At 68.0% G+C, this 15,673-nt stretch carries 21 protein-coding genes and 1 tRNA gene; 12 read left to right on the plus strand and 10 right to left on the minus strand.

Translation table 11 applies throughout. From position 1 onward, the window contains the following. Nucleotides 1–104: 104 nt before the first annotated feature. Complete coding sequence (locus SALPAC4_RS0102665) at nt 105–1,250, plus strand: site-2 protease family protein (RefSeq protein ID WP_019869056.1); 1,146 nt, start codon at nt 105–107, stop codon at nt 1,248–1,250. A 226-nt stretch (nt 1,251–1,476) separates the two neighbouring features. On the opposite strand, the gene SALPAC4_RS0102670 is transcribed toward SALPAC4_RS0102665, so the two are convergent. The 3 genes from SALPAC4_RS0102670 to SALPAC4_RS0102680 form a co-directional block, all read right to left on the minus strand. Then, a complete protein-coding gene (locus tag SALPAC4_RS0102670) occupies nt 1,477–2,514 on the minus strand; it encodes a hypothetical protein (RefSeq protein WP_019869057.1) in 1,038 nt (345 codons plus the stop codon). Beyond that, nucleotides 2,514–2,783 (minus strand): hypothetical protein, encoded by a 270-nt coding sequence (locus SALPAC4_RS0102675; RefSeq protein WP_019869058.1) that lies wholly within the window; start codon nt 2,781–2,783, stop codon nt 2,514–2,516. The genes SALPAC4_RS0102670 and SALPAC4_RS0102675 overlap by 1 nt, the downstream gene beginning before the upstream one ends. Nucleotides 2,784–3,052: 269 nt before the next feature. Continuing rightward, nucleotides 3,053–4,072 carry an NAD(P)/FAD-dependent oxidoreductase gene (locus SALPAC4_RS0102680; protein WP_019869059.1) on the minus strand — a complete coding sequence of 340 codons (1,020 nt, stop codon included), beginning with the start codon at nt 4,070–4,072 and terminating at the stop codon, nt 3,053–3,055. Nucleotides 4,073–4,152: 80 nt separating this feature from the next. Here SALPAC4_RS0102680 and SALPAC4_RS0102685 point away from each other — a divergent pair, with 80 nt between their 5' ends. From SALPAC4_RS0102685 to SALPAC4_RS0102695, 3 genes are all read left to right on the plus strand, one after another. After that, a complete protein-coding gene (locus tag SALPAC4_RS0102685) occupies nt 4,153–4,743 on the plus strand; it encodes a helix-turn-helix domain-containing protein (RefSeq protein WP_019869060.1) in 591 nt (196 codons plus the stop codon). 174 nt (nt 4,744–4,917) lie between these two features. Next, nucleotides 4,918–5,790: an aldo/keto reductase gene (locus SALPAC4_RS0102690; RefSeq protein WP_019869061.1), complete on the plus strand. Its 873-nt coding sequence runs from the start codon at nt 4,918–4,920 to the stop codon at nt 5,788–5,790. A 205-nt stretch (nt 5,791–5,995) separates the two neighbouring features. Next, nucleotides 5,996–7,393 carry a hypothetical protein gene (locus SALPAC4_RS0102695; RefSeq protein ID WP_019869062.1) on the plus strand — a complete coding sequence of 466 codons (1,398 nt, stop codon included), beginning with the start codon at nt 5,996–5,998 and terminating at the stop codon, nt 7,391–7,393. A 93-nt stretch (nt 7,394–7,486) separates the two neighbouring features. Here SALPAC4_RS0102695 and SALPAC4_RS0102700 read toward each other — a convergent pair whose 3' ends face one another. Beyond that, nucleotides 7,487–7,873 carry a VOC family protein gene (locus SALPAC4_RS0102700; protein WP_019869063.1) on the minus strand — a complete coding sequence of 129 codons (387 nt, stop codon included), beginning with the start codon at nt 7,871–7,873 and terminating at the stop codon, nt 7,487–7,489. Beyond that, nucleotides 7,873–8,196: an ArsR/SmtB family transcription factor gene (locus SALPAC4_RS0102705; protein ID WP_019869064.1), complete on the minus strand. Its 324-nt coding sequence runs from the start codon at nt 8,194–8,196 to the stop codon at nt 7,873–7,875. Before SALPAC4_RS0102705 ends, SALPAC4_RS0102700 begins: the two co-directional genes overlap by 1 nt. Nucleotides 8,197–8,404: 208 nt before the next feature. Here SALPAC4_RS0102705 and SALPAC4_RS0102710 point away from each other — a divergent pair, with 208 nt between their 5' ends. Continuing rightward, nucleotides 8,405–8,689, plus strand: a complete 285-nt coding sequence (locus tag SALPAC4_RS0102710; protein WP_019869065.1) for a type II toxin-antitoxin system Phd/YefM family antitoxin — start codon at nt 8,405–8,407, stop codon at nt 8,687–8,689. Next, a complete protein-coding gene (locus SALPAC4_RS0102715; RefSeq protein ID WP_018216555.1) occupies nt 8,686–8,940 on the plus strand; it encodes a Txe/YoeB family addiction module toxin in 255 nt (84 codons plus the stop codon). Before SALPAC4_RS0102710 ends, SALPAC4_RS0102715 begins: the two co-directional genes overlap by 4 nt. Nucleotides 8,941–9,057: 117 nt before the next feature. Here SALPAC4_RS0102715 and SALPAC4_RS28195 read toward each other — a convergent pair whose 3' ends face one another. Then, a complete protein-coding gene (locus SALPAC4_RS28195; RefSeq protein ID WP_223874683.1) occupies nt 9,058–9,360 on the minus strand; it encodes an ArsR/SmtB family transcription factor in 303 nt (100 codons plus the stop codon). On the opposite strand from SALPAC4_RS28195, the gene SALPAC4_RS28200 reads away from it, so the two are divergent. The 5 genes from SALPAC4_RS28200 (at nt 9,284) to SALPAC4_RS0102745 (ending at nt 12,463) form a co-directional block, all read left to right on the plus strand. Beyond that, nucleotides 9,284–9,814, plus strand: a complete 531-nt coding sequence (locus SALPAC4_RS28200) for a hypothetical protein (protein ID WP_020113442.1) — start codon at nt 9,284–9,286, stop codon at nt 9,812–9,814. The two genes, SALPAC4_RS28195 and SALPAC4_RS28200, sit on opposite strands and share 77 nt — an antisense overlap. A gap of 69 nt (nt 9,815–9,883) precedes the next feature. Then, nucleotides 9,884–10,546 (plus strand): SDR family NAD(P)-dependent oxidoreductase, encoded by a 663-nt coding sequence (locus SALPAC4_RS0102725; RefSeq protein WP_019869066.1) that lies wholly within the window; start codon nt 9,884–9,886, stop codon nt 10,544–10,546. A gap of 33 nt (nt 10,547–10,579) precedes the next feature. Beyond that, nucleotides 10,580–10,924 (plus strand): hypothetical protein, encoded by a 345-nt coding sequence (locus SALPAC4_RS0102730; protein ID WP_019869067.1) that lies wholly within the window; start codon nt 10,580–10,582, stop codon nt 10,922–10,924. 13 nt (nt 10,925–10,937) lie between these two features. Beyond that, entirely contained in the window at nt 10,938–11,372 is a 435-nt protein-coding gene (locus SALPAC4_RS0102735) for an NUDIX hydrolase (protein ID WP_019869068.1), read from the plus strand. Nucleotides 11,373–11,785: 413 nt separating this feature from the next. Beyond that, a complete protein-coding gene (locus SALPAC4_RS0102745) occupies nt 11,786–12,463 on the plus strand; it encodes a CPBP family intramembrane glutamic endopeptidase (protein WP_019869070.1) in 678 nt (225 codons plus the stop codon). Between the two features lie 50 nt (nt 12,464–12,513). Here SALPAC4_RS0102745 and SALPAC4_RS0102750 read toward each other — a convergent pair whose 3' ends face one another. Next, complete coding sequence (locus SALPAC4_RS0102750) at nt 12,514–12,804, minus strand: BTAD domain-containing putative transcriptional regulator (protein WP_019869071.1); 291 nt, start codon at nt 12,802–12,804, stop codon at nt 12,514–12,516. A gap of 7 nt (nt 12,805–12,811) precedes the next feature. Further along, nucleotides 12,812–13,036 (minus strand): BTAD domain-containing putative transcriptional regulator, encoded by a 225-nt coding sequence (locus tag SALPAC4_RS28790; RefSeq protein ID WP_019869072.1) that lies wholly within the window; start codon nt 13,034–13,036, stop codon nt 12,812–12,814. A 478-nt stretch (nt 13,037–13,514) separates the two neighbouring features. Between SALPAC4_RS28790 and SALPAC4_RS0102760 the strand changes: the two genes are divergently transcribed. Then, the gene (locus SALPAC4_RS0102760) at nt 13,515–14,798 is read left to right on the plus strand and encodes an MDR family MFS transporter (RefSeq protein WP_223874684.1); all 1,284 of its coding nucleotides are present in this window, start codon (nt 13,515–13,517) and stop codon (nt 14,796–14,798) included. 521 nt (nt 14,799–15,319) lie between these two features. On the opposite strand, the gene SALPAC4_RS0102765 is transcribed toward SALPAC4_RS0102760, so the two are convergent. Both SALPAC4_RS0102765 and SALPAC4_RS0102770 read right to left on the minus strand, forming a co-directional pair. Then, on the minus strand, nt 15,320–15,505 hold the full coding sequence (locus SALPAC4_RS0102765) for a hypothetical protein (RefSeq protein ID WP_317888995.1): 186 nt from the start codon (nt 15,503–15,505) through the stop codon (nt 15,320–15,322). Nucleotides 15,506–15,582: 77 nt separating this feature from the next. Beyond that, nucleotides 15,583–15,659: transfer RNA gene (locus tag SALPAC4_RS0102770), tRNA-Ile, on the minus strand. Between the last annotated feature and the right edge of the window lie 14 nt (nt 15,660–15,673).

The following is a 15,673-nucleotide window of genomic DNA, read 5'->3' on the forward strand; positions in this document are numbered from 1 at the left end:
ACCGCCTGTCGGGGGTGGGGCCAAACCCTCCCCGTACGATCTCGCGACGGCCAGTGGCCTTTCGCCGCTGGCATGGGGACAGGGTCCAGGGGTATGACCGGAAGATGAGGGCAAGCTTCCGGCTCGGCCGGATCGTGGGCGTACCAGTCGGGGTCAACTGGAGTGTCCTGGTCATCTTCCTGGTGATCGCCTGGGCGCTCTCCGCCAACCAGTTCCCCCGCACCTACCCGGACCAGCCGGGGATCGCGTACCTGCTCGCCGGCCTCGCCGCCGCCGTGGTCTTCTTCCTCGGCCTGCTCGCCCACGAGGTCTCCCACGCGGTCGTCGCCAAACGCAACGGGCTCGAGGTCGGCGGCATCACGCTGTGGCTCTTCGGCGGTGTCGCCGAGCTGAAGGGCGAGGCGCCGAACCCGGGCGCCGAGCTGCGCATCGCCGGGGTCGGACCGCTGGTGAGCCTGCTGATCGGCGTCTTCTTCGGCGCCATCGCGGCCGGAGTGGCGATGACCGGGTACGACGGGCTGTGGCTCGGCGCGCTGGCCTGGCTCGCCGGCATCAACGTGCTGCTAGCCGTCTTCAACGTGCTGCCCGCCGCCCCGCTGGACGGCGGGCGGCTGCTGCGGGCGGCGATCTGGAAGGCCACCGGGGACCGGACCAAGGCTTCGGTGGTGGCCGCCCGGGCCGGCTGGGTCCTCGGGGCGATCCTGATCGGCCTGGGGTTCTGGCAGTTGTTCGCCGGCGGCGGGTTCGGCGGCCTGTGGCTGATCCTGATCGGTTGGTTCCTGATCGGCGCCGCGACGATGGAGCAGCGGCAGGCCCAGATGGGCAGCGCCCTGAGCGGTATCCGGATCGCCGAGGTGATGACCCCGGAGCCCCAGACCGCCGCCGGCGACATGACCGTGGCCGACTTCATCGAGCACTACCTCTTCGCCTACCGGTACTCGACGCTGCCGCTGGTCGCCGACGACCGACCGGTCGGGCTGATCACCCTCGACCGGATCCGGCGGGTACCGGCCGATCGGCGGTCCACCACCACCCTCGCCGAGGTCGCCTGCCGCACCGACGAGTTGGTACTCGCCGCTCCGGATGAGTCACTCAACGAACTCCTGCCCCGGCTCACCGACTGCGCCGACGGGCGAGCGCTGGTGGTGAAGGACGGGCGGCTGGTCGGGATCGTGTCGCCCAGCGACATCAGCCGGGCGGCGCAGCGCGGCAGCATGCGGGAGCAGTTGGCCGGACGGCCGGGTTCCTGACCGGTACGGTTACCGCCGACCGGGCGGGGAACTCCCGGTTGATGAGCAGCCACCATGTTCCGGCGCCACCGACCACGCCGGGCCCCCAGCCCACCCCGACACCGCCGCCAGCGCCGACTCCGGTGCCGCACCCCGGGCCGCCGCCGCGCACCAGGCCGACCGGCGCCGACCGGGCCACCGCGCACCAGGCCGGCTCATCCCGAGTCGGCGGCGCGGACCGCGCCCCTCAGACGTACGGCCGGGTGGTGTAGGCCGTCTTGAGTGCGGCCAGGCCGACGTCCTTCGGCACCAGCCGACCCCAGCCGGAGTTGAAGTAGTTCGTCCGCACGATCCGTGGCCCCCGCTCCGCGTTGAGCGCGGCGACGGCGGCCGGCACGGTCCCGATCCACGCCGCCTGATCGGGAAGCTCCGCCGACCGGACCCCCCACTCCGCGATCAGGACCGGGCGGGAGAGGGCGATCGGGCCGAGGTCGTCGACCGCCCAGTCCTTGGTACGGCGAAACCGGGCCAGCGCGGTGTGCGTGGCGCTGGTGGCGTAGACATTCCACTGCAGGAAGTCGAGCTTCGCCATCAGCGCCTCTGGGTGGGTGCGCTGATAGCAGGCCCGGTCGAAGCCGCCCGTCCCCACCGAGAAGGTGGTGTCGGCGGGCAGGCCCCGGGCCTTGAACCAGGTAACGATGTATGTCAACGCCGCCACCGCCCGGGCGTCGGACTCCACCCAGGTGTACGCGCTACCTGCCTCAGTGGTACCGAACTCGTGGTCGGTGTCCAGCTCCGAGGCGAGTTGGAGGTTCATCCCAACGCCCATCTCCTGATACTGCGCCAGCGCTCGCGCGAACAGCCCGTCGCACTGCCCGGAGAGCACCTGGTCGTACCCGTATGCCCGGGGCCAGGTCGTACCCGGCCGCTGTTGGATGGTCATCGCCGGAGCCGGAACCGTGTACGTCCGGCCGTTGACCCGGAACGTCTGCTCCCGGTCGTGCGGGGCGCCGTAGTGCTTCAGCTCCAACACCATATTGATCTTCATCCCGGCCCTGCAGAGCTCCGTCAACCAGGGCTTGTTCCACCCCGGGAAGAGGTAGCCGTCGGCGAAGCTGCGGTACTGGGTCAGCGATCGAATGTTTCCGCCTGCCAGGTCGGCCACCGGATTTCCGTTGCCGGAGAGGTAGTAGCCCCCCAGGACGGGCGAGCTGAGTTGGTAGTCGGCGGTCGTGGTGGCGGTGCGCCCGCCGGAGTCGCGCACCGTGACGGTGACCCGGGGCATCACGCCACCGCCCGGTAGTCGGCCACAGCGCCGTTGTCCGACAGCTTCGTCCAGGCGCGACCGGAGTCATCGGTGACAGTGAGGGTGAGCGGGTCGATAACCGCGGTGACCTGCGCGGGGGCGCTGCTGTGGCCGCGCACGTCGGTGACCACCACGGTGACGGTCACCGGCCGGGTATCGGCGTCGCTGTAGGTGACGGTCATTCTCATGTCATCACCGGGAGCGTAGACCGCCGCGTTCAGGGCGACGGTCACGGTGGGAGCAGCCATTGGTCGGCTCCTTCCAAGCGTGGGTGGGCGGGCCGACGGCGCAGGTCGCGTCAGCGACGACGCTCGCGCCGGGCTCGGTGGCGGCGGTGCCGACCGATACGCTGCTGGCACCGCCAGGCCCGAGGATCGGGATGTGGCCCGCCATCCACGCCTCTCACCTGCTATAACAGTGCGTCGACGCGGCGCCCGGCGTCCTGTCCGTTAGCCGATCAGCCGGCTGTCGCGCACCTGCTTGACCCCTCCCCGACCGCCGTGGCACCCGTTGCCGGTCACAGTCCGTGTCGACGCTCGCCCGCCACCAACTCGGCGACCCGCGCCTCGGACCTGCCCGAGAACGGGTGCCGCAGGGCGGCGACCGCCTGGCGGGTCTCCGCAGCGATCAGGTCAGCGTTGATCGCGGCTCCGGCGACAGCGCCGCCAGCTGCGGCGGCCCCCACCTGGGCCGCCAGGTCGGTGACGTTGCCCGCCGCCCAGACCCCCTCCACCTCGGTCCGCCCGGCCGGATCGGCGGGGATGTGCTCGCCGAGCCCGCTCGGGTGCTCGACCGCCCGTAGCCCGAGTCCGGCCAGAAACCCGGCCCGCGCCACCATCCGCGGCCCGACCCCCAAAGCGGTCCGGGGTACGACCGTGCCGTCAACCAGCCGTACCCCGACAAGTCGGTCGTCGGCGATCTCCAGGGCCCCCACCGTGCCGGTGACCACCCGTACGCCCCGGGCCTCAAGCTGCTCCGCCTGCTCCTCGTCGGGCCCGGCGGACATGTGGGTGAAGTAGCTGATGTCGGCGCTGAGCTGGCGGAAGAGCAGAGCCTGGTGCACCGAGCGCGGACCGGTGGCGAGCACGCCGATGGCCTGGTCCCGCACCTCCCAGCCGTGGCAGTACGGGCAGTGGAGAACGTCTCGGCCCCAGCGTTCGCGTAGCCCGGGAATGCTCGGTAGCAGGTCGACCAGTCCCGTGGTGACCAGCAGGCGACGGGCCCGCACCGAGCGGCCGTCGGCCACGGTCACGACGAAGCCGGCACCGTCCCGAGCCGCGGTCGCGATCTCAGCGGTCACGACGTGGCCACCGTAGCCGCGTACCTCGGCCCGGCCGCGCCGGAGGAGCTCGGCCGGCGGCATGTCCTCGCGGCCCAACAGCCCGTGCACGCCCTCGGCCGGGGCGTTGCGTGGGGTGCCCGAGTCGAGAACCACCACCGATCGACGCGACCGGGCGAGCATCACCGCCCCGTTCAGGCCAGCGGCACCGCCACCGGCCACCACCACGTCGTAGCTCTCCCTCAGTTGATCGGTCATTTGACCACCTCCCGCGGCCACGGTGCCCCCAGCCCACCGAAACCAGCAAACCCTATTGCTGATGTGGCAAACTACTGGTCATGGACGGTGACCTGAACCAGGCTCTCGACGCGGTCGGCCCCCGACTGCGCGCCCTGCGCCGCCAGCGCGGCACCACCCTGACCGACCTCTCGGCAGAGACCGGCGTTTCGGTGAGCACCCTCTCCCGGCTCGAATCGGGCACCCGCCGGCCAACCCTCGAGTTGCTCCTCCCCCTCGCCCGCGCCCACGGCGTCACCCTCGACGCACTCGTCGGAGCACCGCCCACCGGCGACCCCCGCATCCACCTGCGCCCGGTCACCCGCCACGGCATGACCGTGCTGCCGCTGACCCGACGAGTCGGCGGCATCCAGGCCTTCAAGCTGGTCATCCCGATCAGCAAGCGGGAGCCAGACCCCAAAACCCACGACGGGTACGAGTGGCTCTATGTCCTCAACGGGCGCCTACGACTCCTGCTCGGCGAGCATGATCTCGTGCTGGCACCCGGCGAGGCAGCCGAGTTCGACACCCGGGTCCCGCACTGGTTCGGCGTCGCCGAAGACCAGCCGGTCGAAATCCTCAGCCTCTTCGGCCAGCAGGGAGAGCGTGCCCACCTCCGCGCCCGGCCCAAGGCCCAACCAGCTTCGGAATGAGGCGACCGGCCCACCCACCCGATCGGACCCGCACGCCGACCTGGCCGACGGGCCCCGACCACACCAGCCAATGATCGGCGACGATGGGTACTGTGCGATTGACCCCCGCCAGTAGGGGTATAACGGACAGGTAGGTCTGCCGCCACCCACCGCCGAGACGAGGGGACCCCCCGCATGTCACCGCACGCCAGCAACCAGCCGGTCAAGGCCTCCGGTACCTACCGCATCGGTGGCGACCTCCCGGTCGACCGACTCGGGTACGGATCCATGCAGCTCGCCGGCCCGGGAGTTTGGGATATGCCGGACGATCCGGCGAAAGCGGTCCAGGTACTCCGCCGCGCCGTCGAGCTCGGGGTGACGTTCATCGACACCGCCGACTCGTACGGGCCGTTTGTCTGCGAGATGCTGATCAAGGAGGCGCTACACCCGTACGCCGATAATCTGGTCATCGCGACCAAGGCGGGGCTGGTCCGGGGCGGGCCGAACGACTGGAAGCCGCTGGGGCTCCCGAGGTACCTGCGGCAGCAGTGCGAGATGAGCCTTCGCTACCTCAACCTGGACTGCATTCCGCTGTACCAGCTGCACCGCATCGACCCAGAGGTGCCCCTTGAGGACCAGCTCGGCGAGTTGGTCCGGCTTCAGCAGGAGGGCAAAATCCGGCACATCGGCCTCTCCGAGGTGACCGTCGAGCAGATCGAGGCAGCACGGCAGATCACCCCGATCGCCACCGTGCAGAACCTCTACAACGTGAGCAAGCGGGACGCCGAGCCGGTGCTGGAGTACTGCGAGCGCAACGACCTCGGGTTCATCCCCTGGTACCCGATCGCCACCGGTGACCTCGCCCGCCCCGGCGGCCCGCTGCAAGCAATGAGTGCCGAGTACGGCGCGACGCCCGTGCAGCTCGCCCTGGCGTGGCTGCTGCGCCGCTCGCCGGTCATGCTGCCGATTCCGGGCACCTCTTCGATGGCGCATCTGGAGGAGAATCTCGCCAGCGCCGAGGTGGAGCTCACTGACGACCGGTTCGAGGCCCTGACCCAGGCCGCCTAACCCTAATCATGACGAGAACTACTTTATAGGGCACTTTCGCCTGGTTTGGGCAACTTCTTCGGGTTCATAATTATTCGGGGTTTGTGTCGGTTTACCGTGCGGGTGGCTGCTACCGCCCGCACGGTAGCCGAGGACGACACCGACCCGGTCCGCCCCGGGGCTGGCGCCTCCTCGCCACTCACGGGGGAAGGACACCGGCACCGCGATGAACCAGCAGGACCACATCCACGAGCCCGAACCGGGCCGCCCCGGCGGACACGAGACGAGGTCACCGCGGCGCTGGTGGGCCGTCGGCCTCGCCGGCGTTACCGGACTCGCCCTCACCACCGTCGGCATCGCCGCCACTCCGGCCGCCGACGCCATTGGACGTGCCCTCACCACCGACAACCACACCGGCAACCCCCACCCGCCCAACAGCGACAACCGCGGCGGCTACCAGGGCCAACACGACGACAGGGGCACAGGCAAGGGCGAGAAGGAGAAGAAGCCGCCGGGCACACCCGTGCCCTGCGACGCCGACGCCCTGATCGCCGCGATCACCCTCGCCAACGCCCACGGCGGCGCGGTGCTCGACCTCGCCAGCAAGTGCACCTACCTGCTCACCGCCAACCTCGACGGTAGTGGCCTCCCCGCCATCACCACCCCCATCACCCTCAACGGCGACAAACACACCACCATCAAACGCGCCGCCGCCGTCGAACAGTTCAGAATCCTCACTGTCAACGTCGGCGGCGACCTCACCCTCAACCACCTCACCATCGCCGGCGGCCGGACCGGCAGCGACGGCGGCGGAATCCTCGTTGACCCCGGTGGCACCCTCACCACCAAACACAGCACCATCACCCGCAACATCGCCGCCACCGCAGGAGGCGGCATCGGCAACAACGGCACCACGACCGTCACACACTCCACCATCAACCGAAACACCGCAGGTACTCCTGGCGGCGGCATCTGGAACACCGGCCTACTCACCGTGACCAAATCCGACATCACCGCGAACCTCAGCGGCGCTTCCGGCGGCGGCATCCAGAGCACCAACGGAACATTGTTGGTCGACCACAGTCGAATAAACGCTAACCAGTCCGTAACCGCCGGCGGCGGCCTGGAAGCGTTCAACGGAAGCGGCACGATCACGAACACCGAGATCGCTGGCAACACTGGCCGTGCGGCAGGTGGCGCTACAGTAAGCCAAGGGCAACTCACCTTCCGAAATGTCCTCATCGCCAGCAACACAACAACGATGGCGCTAGCCGGCGGCCTGAACGTAAACCCCGACACAGTCGTCACGGTCGAGGACAGCACCATCAAGAACAACACCGCCGTCGCTAATGGCGGCGGCATCTTCAACTTCGACTTACTGGTGCTGCGCAACACGAAGGTATTCGGGAACCAGTCCGGCAACCAGGGGGGCGGGATCTACAACAACTTCACCGGAGCCCTGACCCTCTTCAATAGCCAGGTGGTTGAGAATATTGCCACTACCGACGGTGGGGGCATCTTCAACAATGCAATTGGCGTGGTAGACCTGAACCCCGCCACCGGCACGGTTGTCACCAAGAACCGGCCCAACAACTGCGTAAACGTTCCCGGCTGCGCGGGCTAGCCCAGCGCCTGACCGTCACGAGGGGTTCTGCCCCGGCCGCTGTTGGCGGCAGGGCGGAACCCCTCGCCCTCCTCCCCAACCCACCGGCCGTGCTCAGGTGGCCTGTACAAGCTGGATCAGATTGCCGCAGGTGTCGTCGAGGACCGCCGTGGTGACCGCACCCATCTGCAGGGGCTCCTGGGTAAACCGGACCCCCAAGCCGTGAAGTCGTTTGACTTCTGCGCGGACATCCTCAACGGCGAAAGAGGCAGCCGGAATCCCATCGTTGACCAGCGCCTCCTTCCACGGCGTGGCCGCGGGGTGGGCCTCCGGTTCGAGCAGCAGCTCGCAGCCGCCCGGATCCTCCGGCGAGACGACCGTGAGCCAGCGATAGTCGCCGAGCGGAACCTCCGTCTTCTTCACGAATCCCAGCACCTGCGTATAGAACCGCAGTGCCACCTCCTGGTCGTGCACCAGAACGCTGGTGAGGTAGATGCGCATCAGCTCTCCTTCGCTTCGCGGTTGCGCCATCGATCGGTAAGGCGCTCTAAGGGCTCGGTGTTGAGGTGGTGAAACTTGTAACGACCCGCCCGGCGGCTGGCGACCAGGTCGGCCCTGATCAGCACCTCCAGGTGCTGTGAGATCGCCTGACGGGACGAACCGAGCTGGTGCTTCATGGCCAGTCGTGAGCAGATCTCGAACAACGTCTGGCCGTCCCGCTCCGCCAGCTCGTCGAGGATCTTTCGGCGGGTCGGGTCGGCCAACGCCTTGAAGACGTCGCCCGCTTCAGCCGGGTGGCCCTTGTCTGCGCCAGCGTCACTCACCCGCCAATAATAGGCAAGCAGCTACTTGCCTATCAAGCCGCCACCCCGGCCCCAGCCACACCGCCACCATCGCTGGTGATCCGCTCCCGCTACGCCCGCGCCGCTCCTGAGCCTGATCGATAGTTCAAGGCCAAACGTTGGAGCAGCTGACGAGCAGCCCGGGCGAGCTTGTACAATTTATTGTACGTAACGTGTGGGAGGCAGCAGCATGCGCACCGTTCCCTACTCAGAAGTCCGCCAGAACCTGGCCAAGATGCTCGACCATGTCGTGGACGACGCCGAGGAAGTGGTGGTCACCCGCTCCGGCCGGGAGGCCGCGGTCATCATCTCGCTGCGCGAGTACGAGTCGTTGAAGGAGACGGCCTACCTGATGGCCAGCCCCGCCAACGCGCGCCGTCTGAACGAAGCCGTCGAGGAGCTGCGCAACGGCGGTGGGGAGACGCACGACCTGATCGACCCCGACGCCAGTGCCGGCGAGGCCTCAGCGGCGTGAAGGTCCAGTTCGCCGGCCGAGGCTGGGAAGATTATCTGACCTGGCAGCGAGATCGCCAGATGCTCAAACGAGTGAACGCCTTGATCGAGGACATCCGACGCAACGGCCACCAAGGCATCGGCAAACCGGAGCAGCTCCGCGGAAACTGGGCGGGATTCTGGTCGAGGCGCATCGACCAGGAACACCGCCTCGTGTACCGGATCATGGACGACACAGTGCAGATAGCACAGTGCCGCTACCACTACGAATGAGGTAGCGGACCCCCTCCACCGAGGGGCACCGACCAGAGGGTGAATGGGCTGATTGTCTCCCGGTAATGGGCATGACCTGGTTGGACATGCCACATGGCAGCGCTTGATCCACTTAGGTCACCGCTCGGCCGACTGATCGACCAACTGATCGCCAAGAGGGCTGCGCCGATACAGCACATGCCGCCCGTCGCGGGCACGAGTGATCATGCCTGTCGCGTGGAGAACCTGTAGGTGTTGTGACACGGCGCTGGGTGTCACGGTGAGCCGGCGAGCGATCTCGACCGTCGGCAGCGGCTCGGCAAGGAGGTGGAGCAGTCGCGCTCTGGGCGCGCCGAGGAGCGACGTGAGAGCAGTCGCGTCGGCGGTCGGTGTTGGTGTTGGTGCCCACAGCGTCGCTACTCCGCGGCAGGGGTATGCCAACGATGGTGGTCCCTGCGGCGACCTCCCAATAGCGCTGCAACTGGTAGCAGATGGTGTCGCGGAGCCGGACCACGGGCGCGTCGTCGGCTGCGTCGATCTCCTGCAGGATGTCCGGCAGCCGGCCACGAACGTACACGGCCGCCACGTCGCGGCGAACGACATCTGGTGGTGTCCCGCGGACGGCGGCCAGTTCTTCCTCGAACGTCGCGGCGAACTTCGCGGGTCGGGGGGTGAGGAAGTCCGGGACGGCGCGATGCGGCCCGACCAAGGACATCAGCAGATCGGCGCCGGGCGGATCGAGTCTGCCGAGCACCGACCTGCGCCAGGGAAGGTGCAGCGCGTACAAGCCGGGCTCGCGCAGTACCCGCAGGCTGAGCACGGTTTCGTTGATCGGCGATATCGCGAAGCGGGTGTCCGCGAGGTCCTCAACGCCGAGCGCGAAGATGATCATTAAGCGATAAGCTACACCGTTTGACGGTCGTCGCCCCGTGCCGTGGACTCTCCGGCATGACACACCAGATCAGTGATCGACCTTGGCGAGGAAGACTGCGCCGGCACCGTGGACACCATCATCCACGACGGCGGAACATCAGCGGCGTTCGCTGCCGACGTCAACGACGAGACGGCCGTGGCCACCGCGGTCGCCCGGATCGCCGCCGAGTTGGGACCGCCCACGGTGCTGATCAACAACGCCGGCATCGGCGGTCCCAACGCTGGCGTCGAGGAGACGAGCACCGAGCAGTGGGACGCGGTCACGGGGGTGAGTCTGCGAGGGGCGTTCTTCCTCACCCGCGCCGCTACCCCATACATGATGGCGGCCGGCTGGGGACGAATCGTCAACATGTCGAGTATCTCCGCGCTCGGCGATTCCGGCCGCGTCGACTACGCCGCCGCGAAGGCCGGTCTGATCGGCTTCACCAAGTCGCTCGCTCTCCGGCTCGGACGCCATGGCGTGACCGCCAACGCCATCGCCCCAGGCTTCGTGGTGAGCGACATCACCAGGATCGGGGCGCAGCGGCGAGGCCGTAGCTTCGACGAGCACCAGCGGATCGTGGCGGAGACGATCCCGGTCGGCCGGGTCGGCCAGCCCGAGGACATCGGACACACCGCGTCATACCTCGTCAGCCCTGAGGCCGGGTTCGTCTCCGGCCAGGTCATCTATGTAGCCGGCGGACCGGTGGACTGACGTGACCGAGGACCCCGGACGGGCCGCGCGCCCGTGCACCGCCGGCTGCTGTTACTCCTCACCCTCACCTGCGGGCTCACCGTCGGGACCGTCTACTTTCCACAAACAATCAGCCCAATGGTCATCGCGGGTCTGCACGTCAGCCCCGACTTGGCTGCGGTGGTGGTGGCCGCGGTGCAGTTCGGCTACGCTGCCGGGATTTTCCTGCTGGTGCCGCTCGGCGACCGGTTGCCGCACTGCCCGCTGATCGTCACCTCACCGGGCTCCGTCGTAACCATGTCGACTGGGGTTCGCTTGCGACTGTCGAGCCACTCGGCGACATCTTTGGCGGCGAAGAGGTCGGCGGGCACGGTGCTAACGGGGTCGGTCAACGAATGAGGAGGGGTTCTCCATGCCGGAGCGGGTCACCAAGGAAAAGGTTCTCTGCTACATCGTACGAGACGGCAAGCTGCTGGTCTTCCGGCACACCGATCACAGCTACGAGGAAGTCGGTATCCAGGTTCCGGCCGGCAGCGTCCGCCCGGGCGAGACGCCGGAGGCGGCGGCCCTGCGCGAGGCCCGTGAGGAGACCGGCCTGAAGGACTTCAAGGTCGTGCGGAAGCTCGGCGAGACCGAGTACGACATCAGCCCGTACCGGTTCGAGCTCCAGCGTCGCCACGTCTTCCACCTGGAACTGACCGAGCCGACATCGGAGCGGTGGATGAGCCAGGAGGACCACGACGGGGAGCAGGAGCCGACGCACTTCGAATGCTTCTGGATTCCGCTGGAGGCCGCCCACATCCTCCAGTCCGGCCAGGGCACCCTGCTGGGACGCCTCTACGGCTGATCCCCGCCCGGTCACGCCCACCCTGGGAGGCAGCCGATGCACGGCACCACCGGTCAGCACGACCCGATGGCCCACCTGTACCGCGGCCTAGATGTCGAAGACGCCGCGCCGCTCCGATGACAAGGTGCTCGCCGGACAGTCGGTCGTGACCTGTGCCGACTCGATGGCTTGATGCCTACGGCAGTTCGGGGTCAGCGGCTTTTCGTGAATCTTGCAGAATGCCACTATCGTGCAGCTAGGTGATCGGAGCCGCGATGCAATCCGACTTGGACAGTTCGGCGCCACCCCAACCCGTCGCCAAGAGCAACACCTCCCACCGGGCGACGCTCGCCGGCGCCTGCATCCTCGCTCTGGGCGGGTGCGCAGTCTTTCCGGTCCGACCGGAGTCGCCTTGGCGCACGGCGGTCGTCGGCATGGTCGCTGTGGTGGTGGTGGCCTGCGCGCTGATTTTGCGATCGCCGGCATCGATCCGCGCGTCGGCGTTCATCGGCACGCTGTTCGGCTGTTTCGCGGTGGGAATTCACTTCGGCTGGCCCCCGGCCATCACCACGGCTCTGGTCTGTGTCCTCCCGCTGGGGTGCTTGCTGATCGTTGGTCGCCGCCCGTCCCTGGGGGCGGCTGCCCCCTGGCTGAGACGCGGCTCGATCACGCCCGAGATCTTCTGGCTGGGGCTGGTCACCGTGGTCCTCGGCGGAGTGGCCCTCGTTGTGTGGGCGCTCATTGTGCGGCCTGAGCCCGCCGAGTATCTCAGTGGGCTGCAACGCCTGCCGCTCTGGCTCGCGATCCTCGGCACCGTGGCGTTCGCGCTGGTCAATCCGATCTGGGAAGAGATGCTCTTCCGTGGGGTGCTGCTCACCGAACTGGCCTCGGTCTGGGGCACCAGGGCCGCCGTGGTGCTGCAAGCCATGTTGTTCGGAGTCGCGCATTCCGCAGGCTTTCCGTCCGGTGTCGCAGGAATGGTCATGGCGATGTCCTGGGGGTTCGTCCTCGGCGTGATCCGCGCGCGCAGCGGCGGCATCCTGATGACCTACCTTGTGCACGTGACCGCGAACGCGGTGATCGGGGTACTCGCCGTGCTGATCCTGGTTTGATCGGGCCTTACTGTCTAGCGTTCAACACCCGACAGGAACCCTTACCCGTCCTACGAAACGGGCGCATTTCGGTTGCCCAGCGCTCGGCCGCGGATACCTTCACGGCACAGCACGGTGCGCTGCAACTTTTGAAGCGCCGTGCCCGGTTCCATGCCGAGTTGGTCCAGCATCGCGGAGCGGATGTTGTTGTACGCCCGGAGCGCATCAGCCGGCCGACCATGGTTGTGGAGTGCCGTAATCAAGGACTCACTCAGTTTCTCGTGCATAGGGTATTCGGCCGTGAGCGCGTAGAGCTCACTGATCACGTCACCGTCCCGGCCGAGTTCGAGGTCGATTCGCATCCGCCGCTCATACCGTGGCAATGTACAGCTCGTCCAACCGGCGCGCCTCGGCCTCCAGCGCCGGGCCGCCGTCGCAGATGTCAGACAGGGCCGGACCGCGCCAGAGAGTGAGCATCTCGGCGAGTAAATCCGACGCGGCCTCCAGTTCGCCGGCCTTCTCCGCCTGACGGGCTGAATTCAGTCCTTCGGTGAACTGCGGCGAAACGAACTCGCGTTCATCGACCTCGACCATGTATCCGGGTGGGCGAGTGACTATGTTCGCCACGATCGGCGCAAGCGATGAATTTTTAGCTACTTTCGCAGGTTGGAGACGTAGACCTGGAGTGCCACACGGTGGGGCCGGCGCCGTGCTGTGTGCGGCGTCGTGGTCGTCCCACGTACCCGTCGTCGCGGCCTATCGGGGGCTACCCGCCAAACTGAGGTAGTTGCCAGTCTTTTGCAACAAGCTGTCGGCGTGCCAGGATGTGACCATGGGCGTCGCGTTCCGTGTTCGGTCGGCAGGCTCGGCCTCGGGTCATCCGCCCGGCCGGTCGAGGACGCCGGGACGGCTCGCGCCGCACCCTCAGCCGGACGTCCCGGCGCCGACGTCGCCGTCCATGTTGGTCCCGCCGTCGGCCGTCCTCCACCGGGGACGCCGGTGTGGCGGGTTGTCGCAGTTGGGGTATTGATGGGGGATCCTCATGCCGGTCGCGTCCGGTCGACTCCGTCCGGTGAGAGCGCTCAGGGAGGCGGTGTCGGGGCTCCCCAGGGAGTTCTGGTGGCTCTGGACGAGCACACTGATCAACCGCCTCGGCGGCTTCGTCACCACGTTCCTGTCGCTCTACCTGACTGCCGAGCAGGGCTACTCGCCGAGCTTCGCCGGCCTGGTGGCCGCCATGTACGGCCTCGGTGGGGCCATCTCGGCGGTGGTGGCCGGCGTGCTCGCCGACCGGTTCGGCCGACGGCCCACACTCCTGGTGTCGCAGCTCGCGACCGCGGCGGCCATGGCGACTCTCGGCCTGATGCAGCACCCGGTCGCCATCGTGGTGGTCGCCACCATCCTGGGCCTGACCGCCAACGCCTCGCGGCCCTGCATCCAGGCCGTCATCGCCGACCTGGTACCGCCGGCCGACCAGGTGCGGGCATTCTCGTTGAACTACTGGGCGATCAATATCGGCTTCGCGGCGGCGTCGGCCGGCGCCGGCTTCATCGCCGAGAGCGACTACCTCTTCCTGTTCTTTGGTAACGCCGCCTCCGTGCTGGTCTGCGCGTTGCTCATCTACCTCAAGGTGCCCGAGACCCGGCCGGAGCACCCGGCCCGGCCGGTCGACGAGGCCGAAAAGTCGGTGGGCCGGCAGGCAGGTCGCCCGTCGAGCGGGCTGGGCGAGGTGCTGCGCGACGGCAGGTTCATGGTGGCGGTGGGGCTGGCGTTCCTACTCGCGATGGTGTTGATGCAGTACACGACGTCGCTGCCGGTGAGCATGGGCCGCAACGGCTTCTCCAGCGCCGACTACGGGCTGGTCATCAGCATGAACGGATTGATGGTCATGCTGGCGACGATCCCGCTGACCCGGGCGATCAAGCACCGGGACCCCGTGCGCGTGCTGGTCGTGGCCGCCCTGCTCTCCGGTTGGGGGTTCGGGCTGACCGCGTTCGCGGACTCGGTGCCGCTCTATATCGCCACCGTCTGTATCTGGACGGTGGGCGAGATCCTGAACTCGCCCACCAGCATGGCCCTCGTCGCCCGCCTCTCGCCCGCCCACGCCCGGGGGCGCTACCAGGGCATGCACACCTTCGCCTGGTCGGCGGCCACCTTCGCCGGCCCGCTGCTGGGCGGCCTCATCATCGACCACCTCGGCGACCGGTCGCTCTGGCTCTCCTGCGCCGCGCTGGGCACGGTGGTGGCCGTGGGCTACCACCTGATGCGCAACACGCTGAACGCCGTGCCGAGCCCGCAGGCGGCAGCGTGGGGCGTCACCGTGGAGCGGGAACTGGCCCGCGAGCCCCAGGGCTGACGGCGGTGCGTGGACGGCCGGGCTTCGGGGCGTGGCCCATCAACGGCTCCCCGGCGTCCGGTGCGCCGGCGCGGGGTGTCGCCCCCGTCAGGGTCTGTCGTCCGCGGACAGCATCGTGCCTGTTCACAACCGGTGGACAGGTCCACCACCGGGACGCCTGAGGCGTCCACCCGACCCGCTCGGCGACCAGGCCGTCCAGGCCCAGCAGCCGGGTCGTATCGTTGACCACGCTCACAGCCATCCACTTGTGTATATCCAATCTAGACACTCAGCTGATCATTGATGAGCTGCAAGCCCTCACTCTCGGGCCGACCTCAGTCGCGAACCACGCTCAACTTCGAAGAGCCGTGAAAGCGTTGGCCCCTTAAGAGCGACCGGCAATGAGATGACCTCAACAAGAGTCCGGTAGGTATCGGTATTCGTAATGGATGAGGTGGAGGGCGGCGCGGACGATGTTTCCGAGGCTGCGCGGGCTGGCGGTCGACGGTGGCGCGGGTGCGCGGGTTGCGCCGGTCTTCCACCTAGGCGAGGAAGCGCGTACGGGCCTTCTCGGCTTCCTTCCGGGCGGTCGGGCCGGGCGGGACGGTCTCGGTCAGGCGGTGCCGCTTCTTGGTAATGGGGTCGATGCCCGCGTAGACCTTCACCCGGAGTGAGCCGCTGGGAACCTCTTCGATCTCGCCACGTTGGCGCTTTGCGCGCCCGTTCACCGTCGCCATGGAGCCGACCGAAGCGCGCTCGCACCACGAATAGCCCCACGCAAAGATCGGCGATCTAGCGTTTGTGCTGGTGGGGCGGGCGGGACTTGAACCCGCGACCGAGGGATTATGAGTCCCCTGCTCTGACCAGCTGAGCTACCGCCCCAGTACCGCGCTGGA

Source organism: Salinispora oceanensis (assembly GCF_000383575.1).
GTDB classification, from domain to species: Bacteria; Actinomycetota; Actinomycetes; order Mycobacteriales; family Micromonosporaceae; genus Micromonospora; species Micromonospora oceanensis.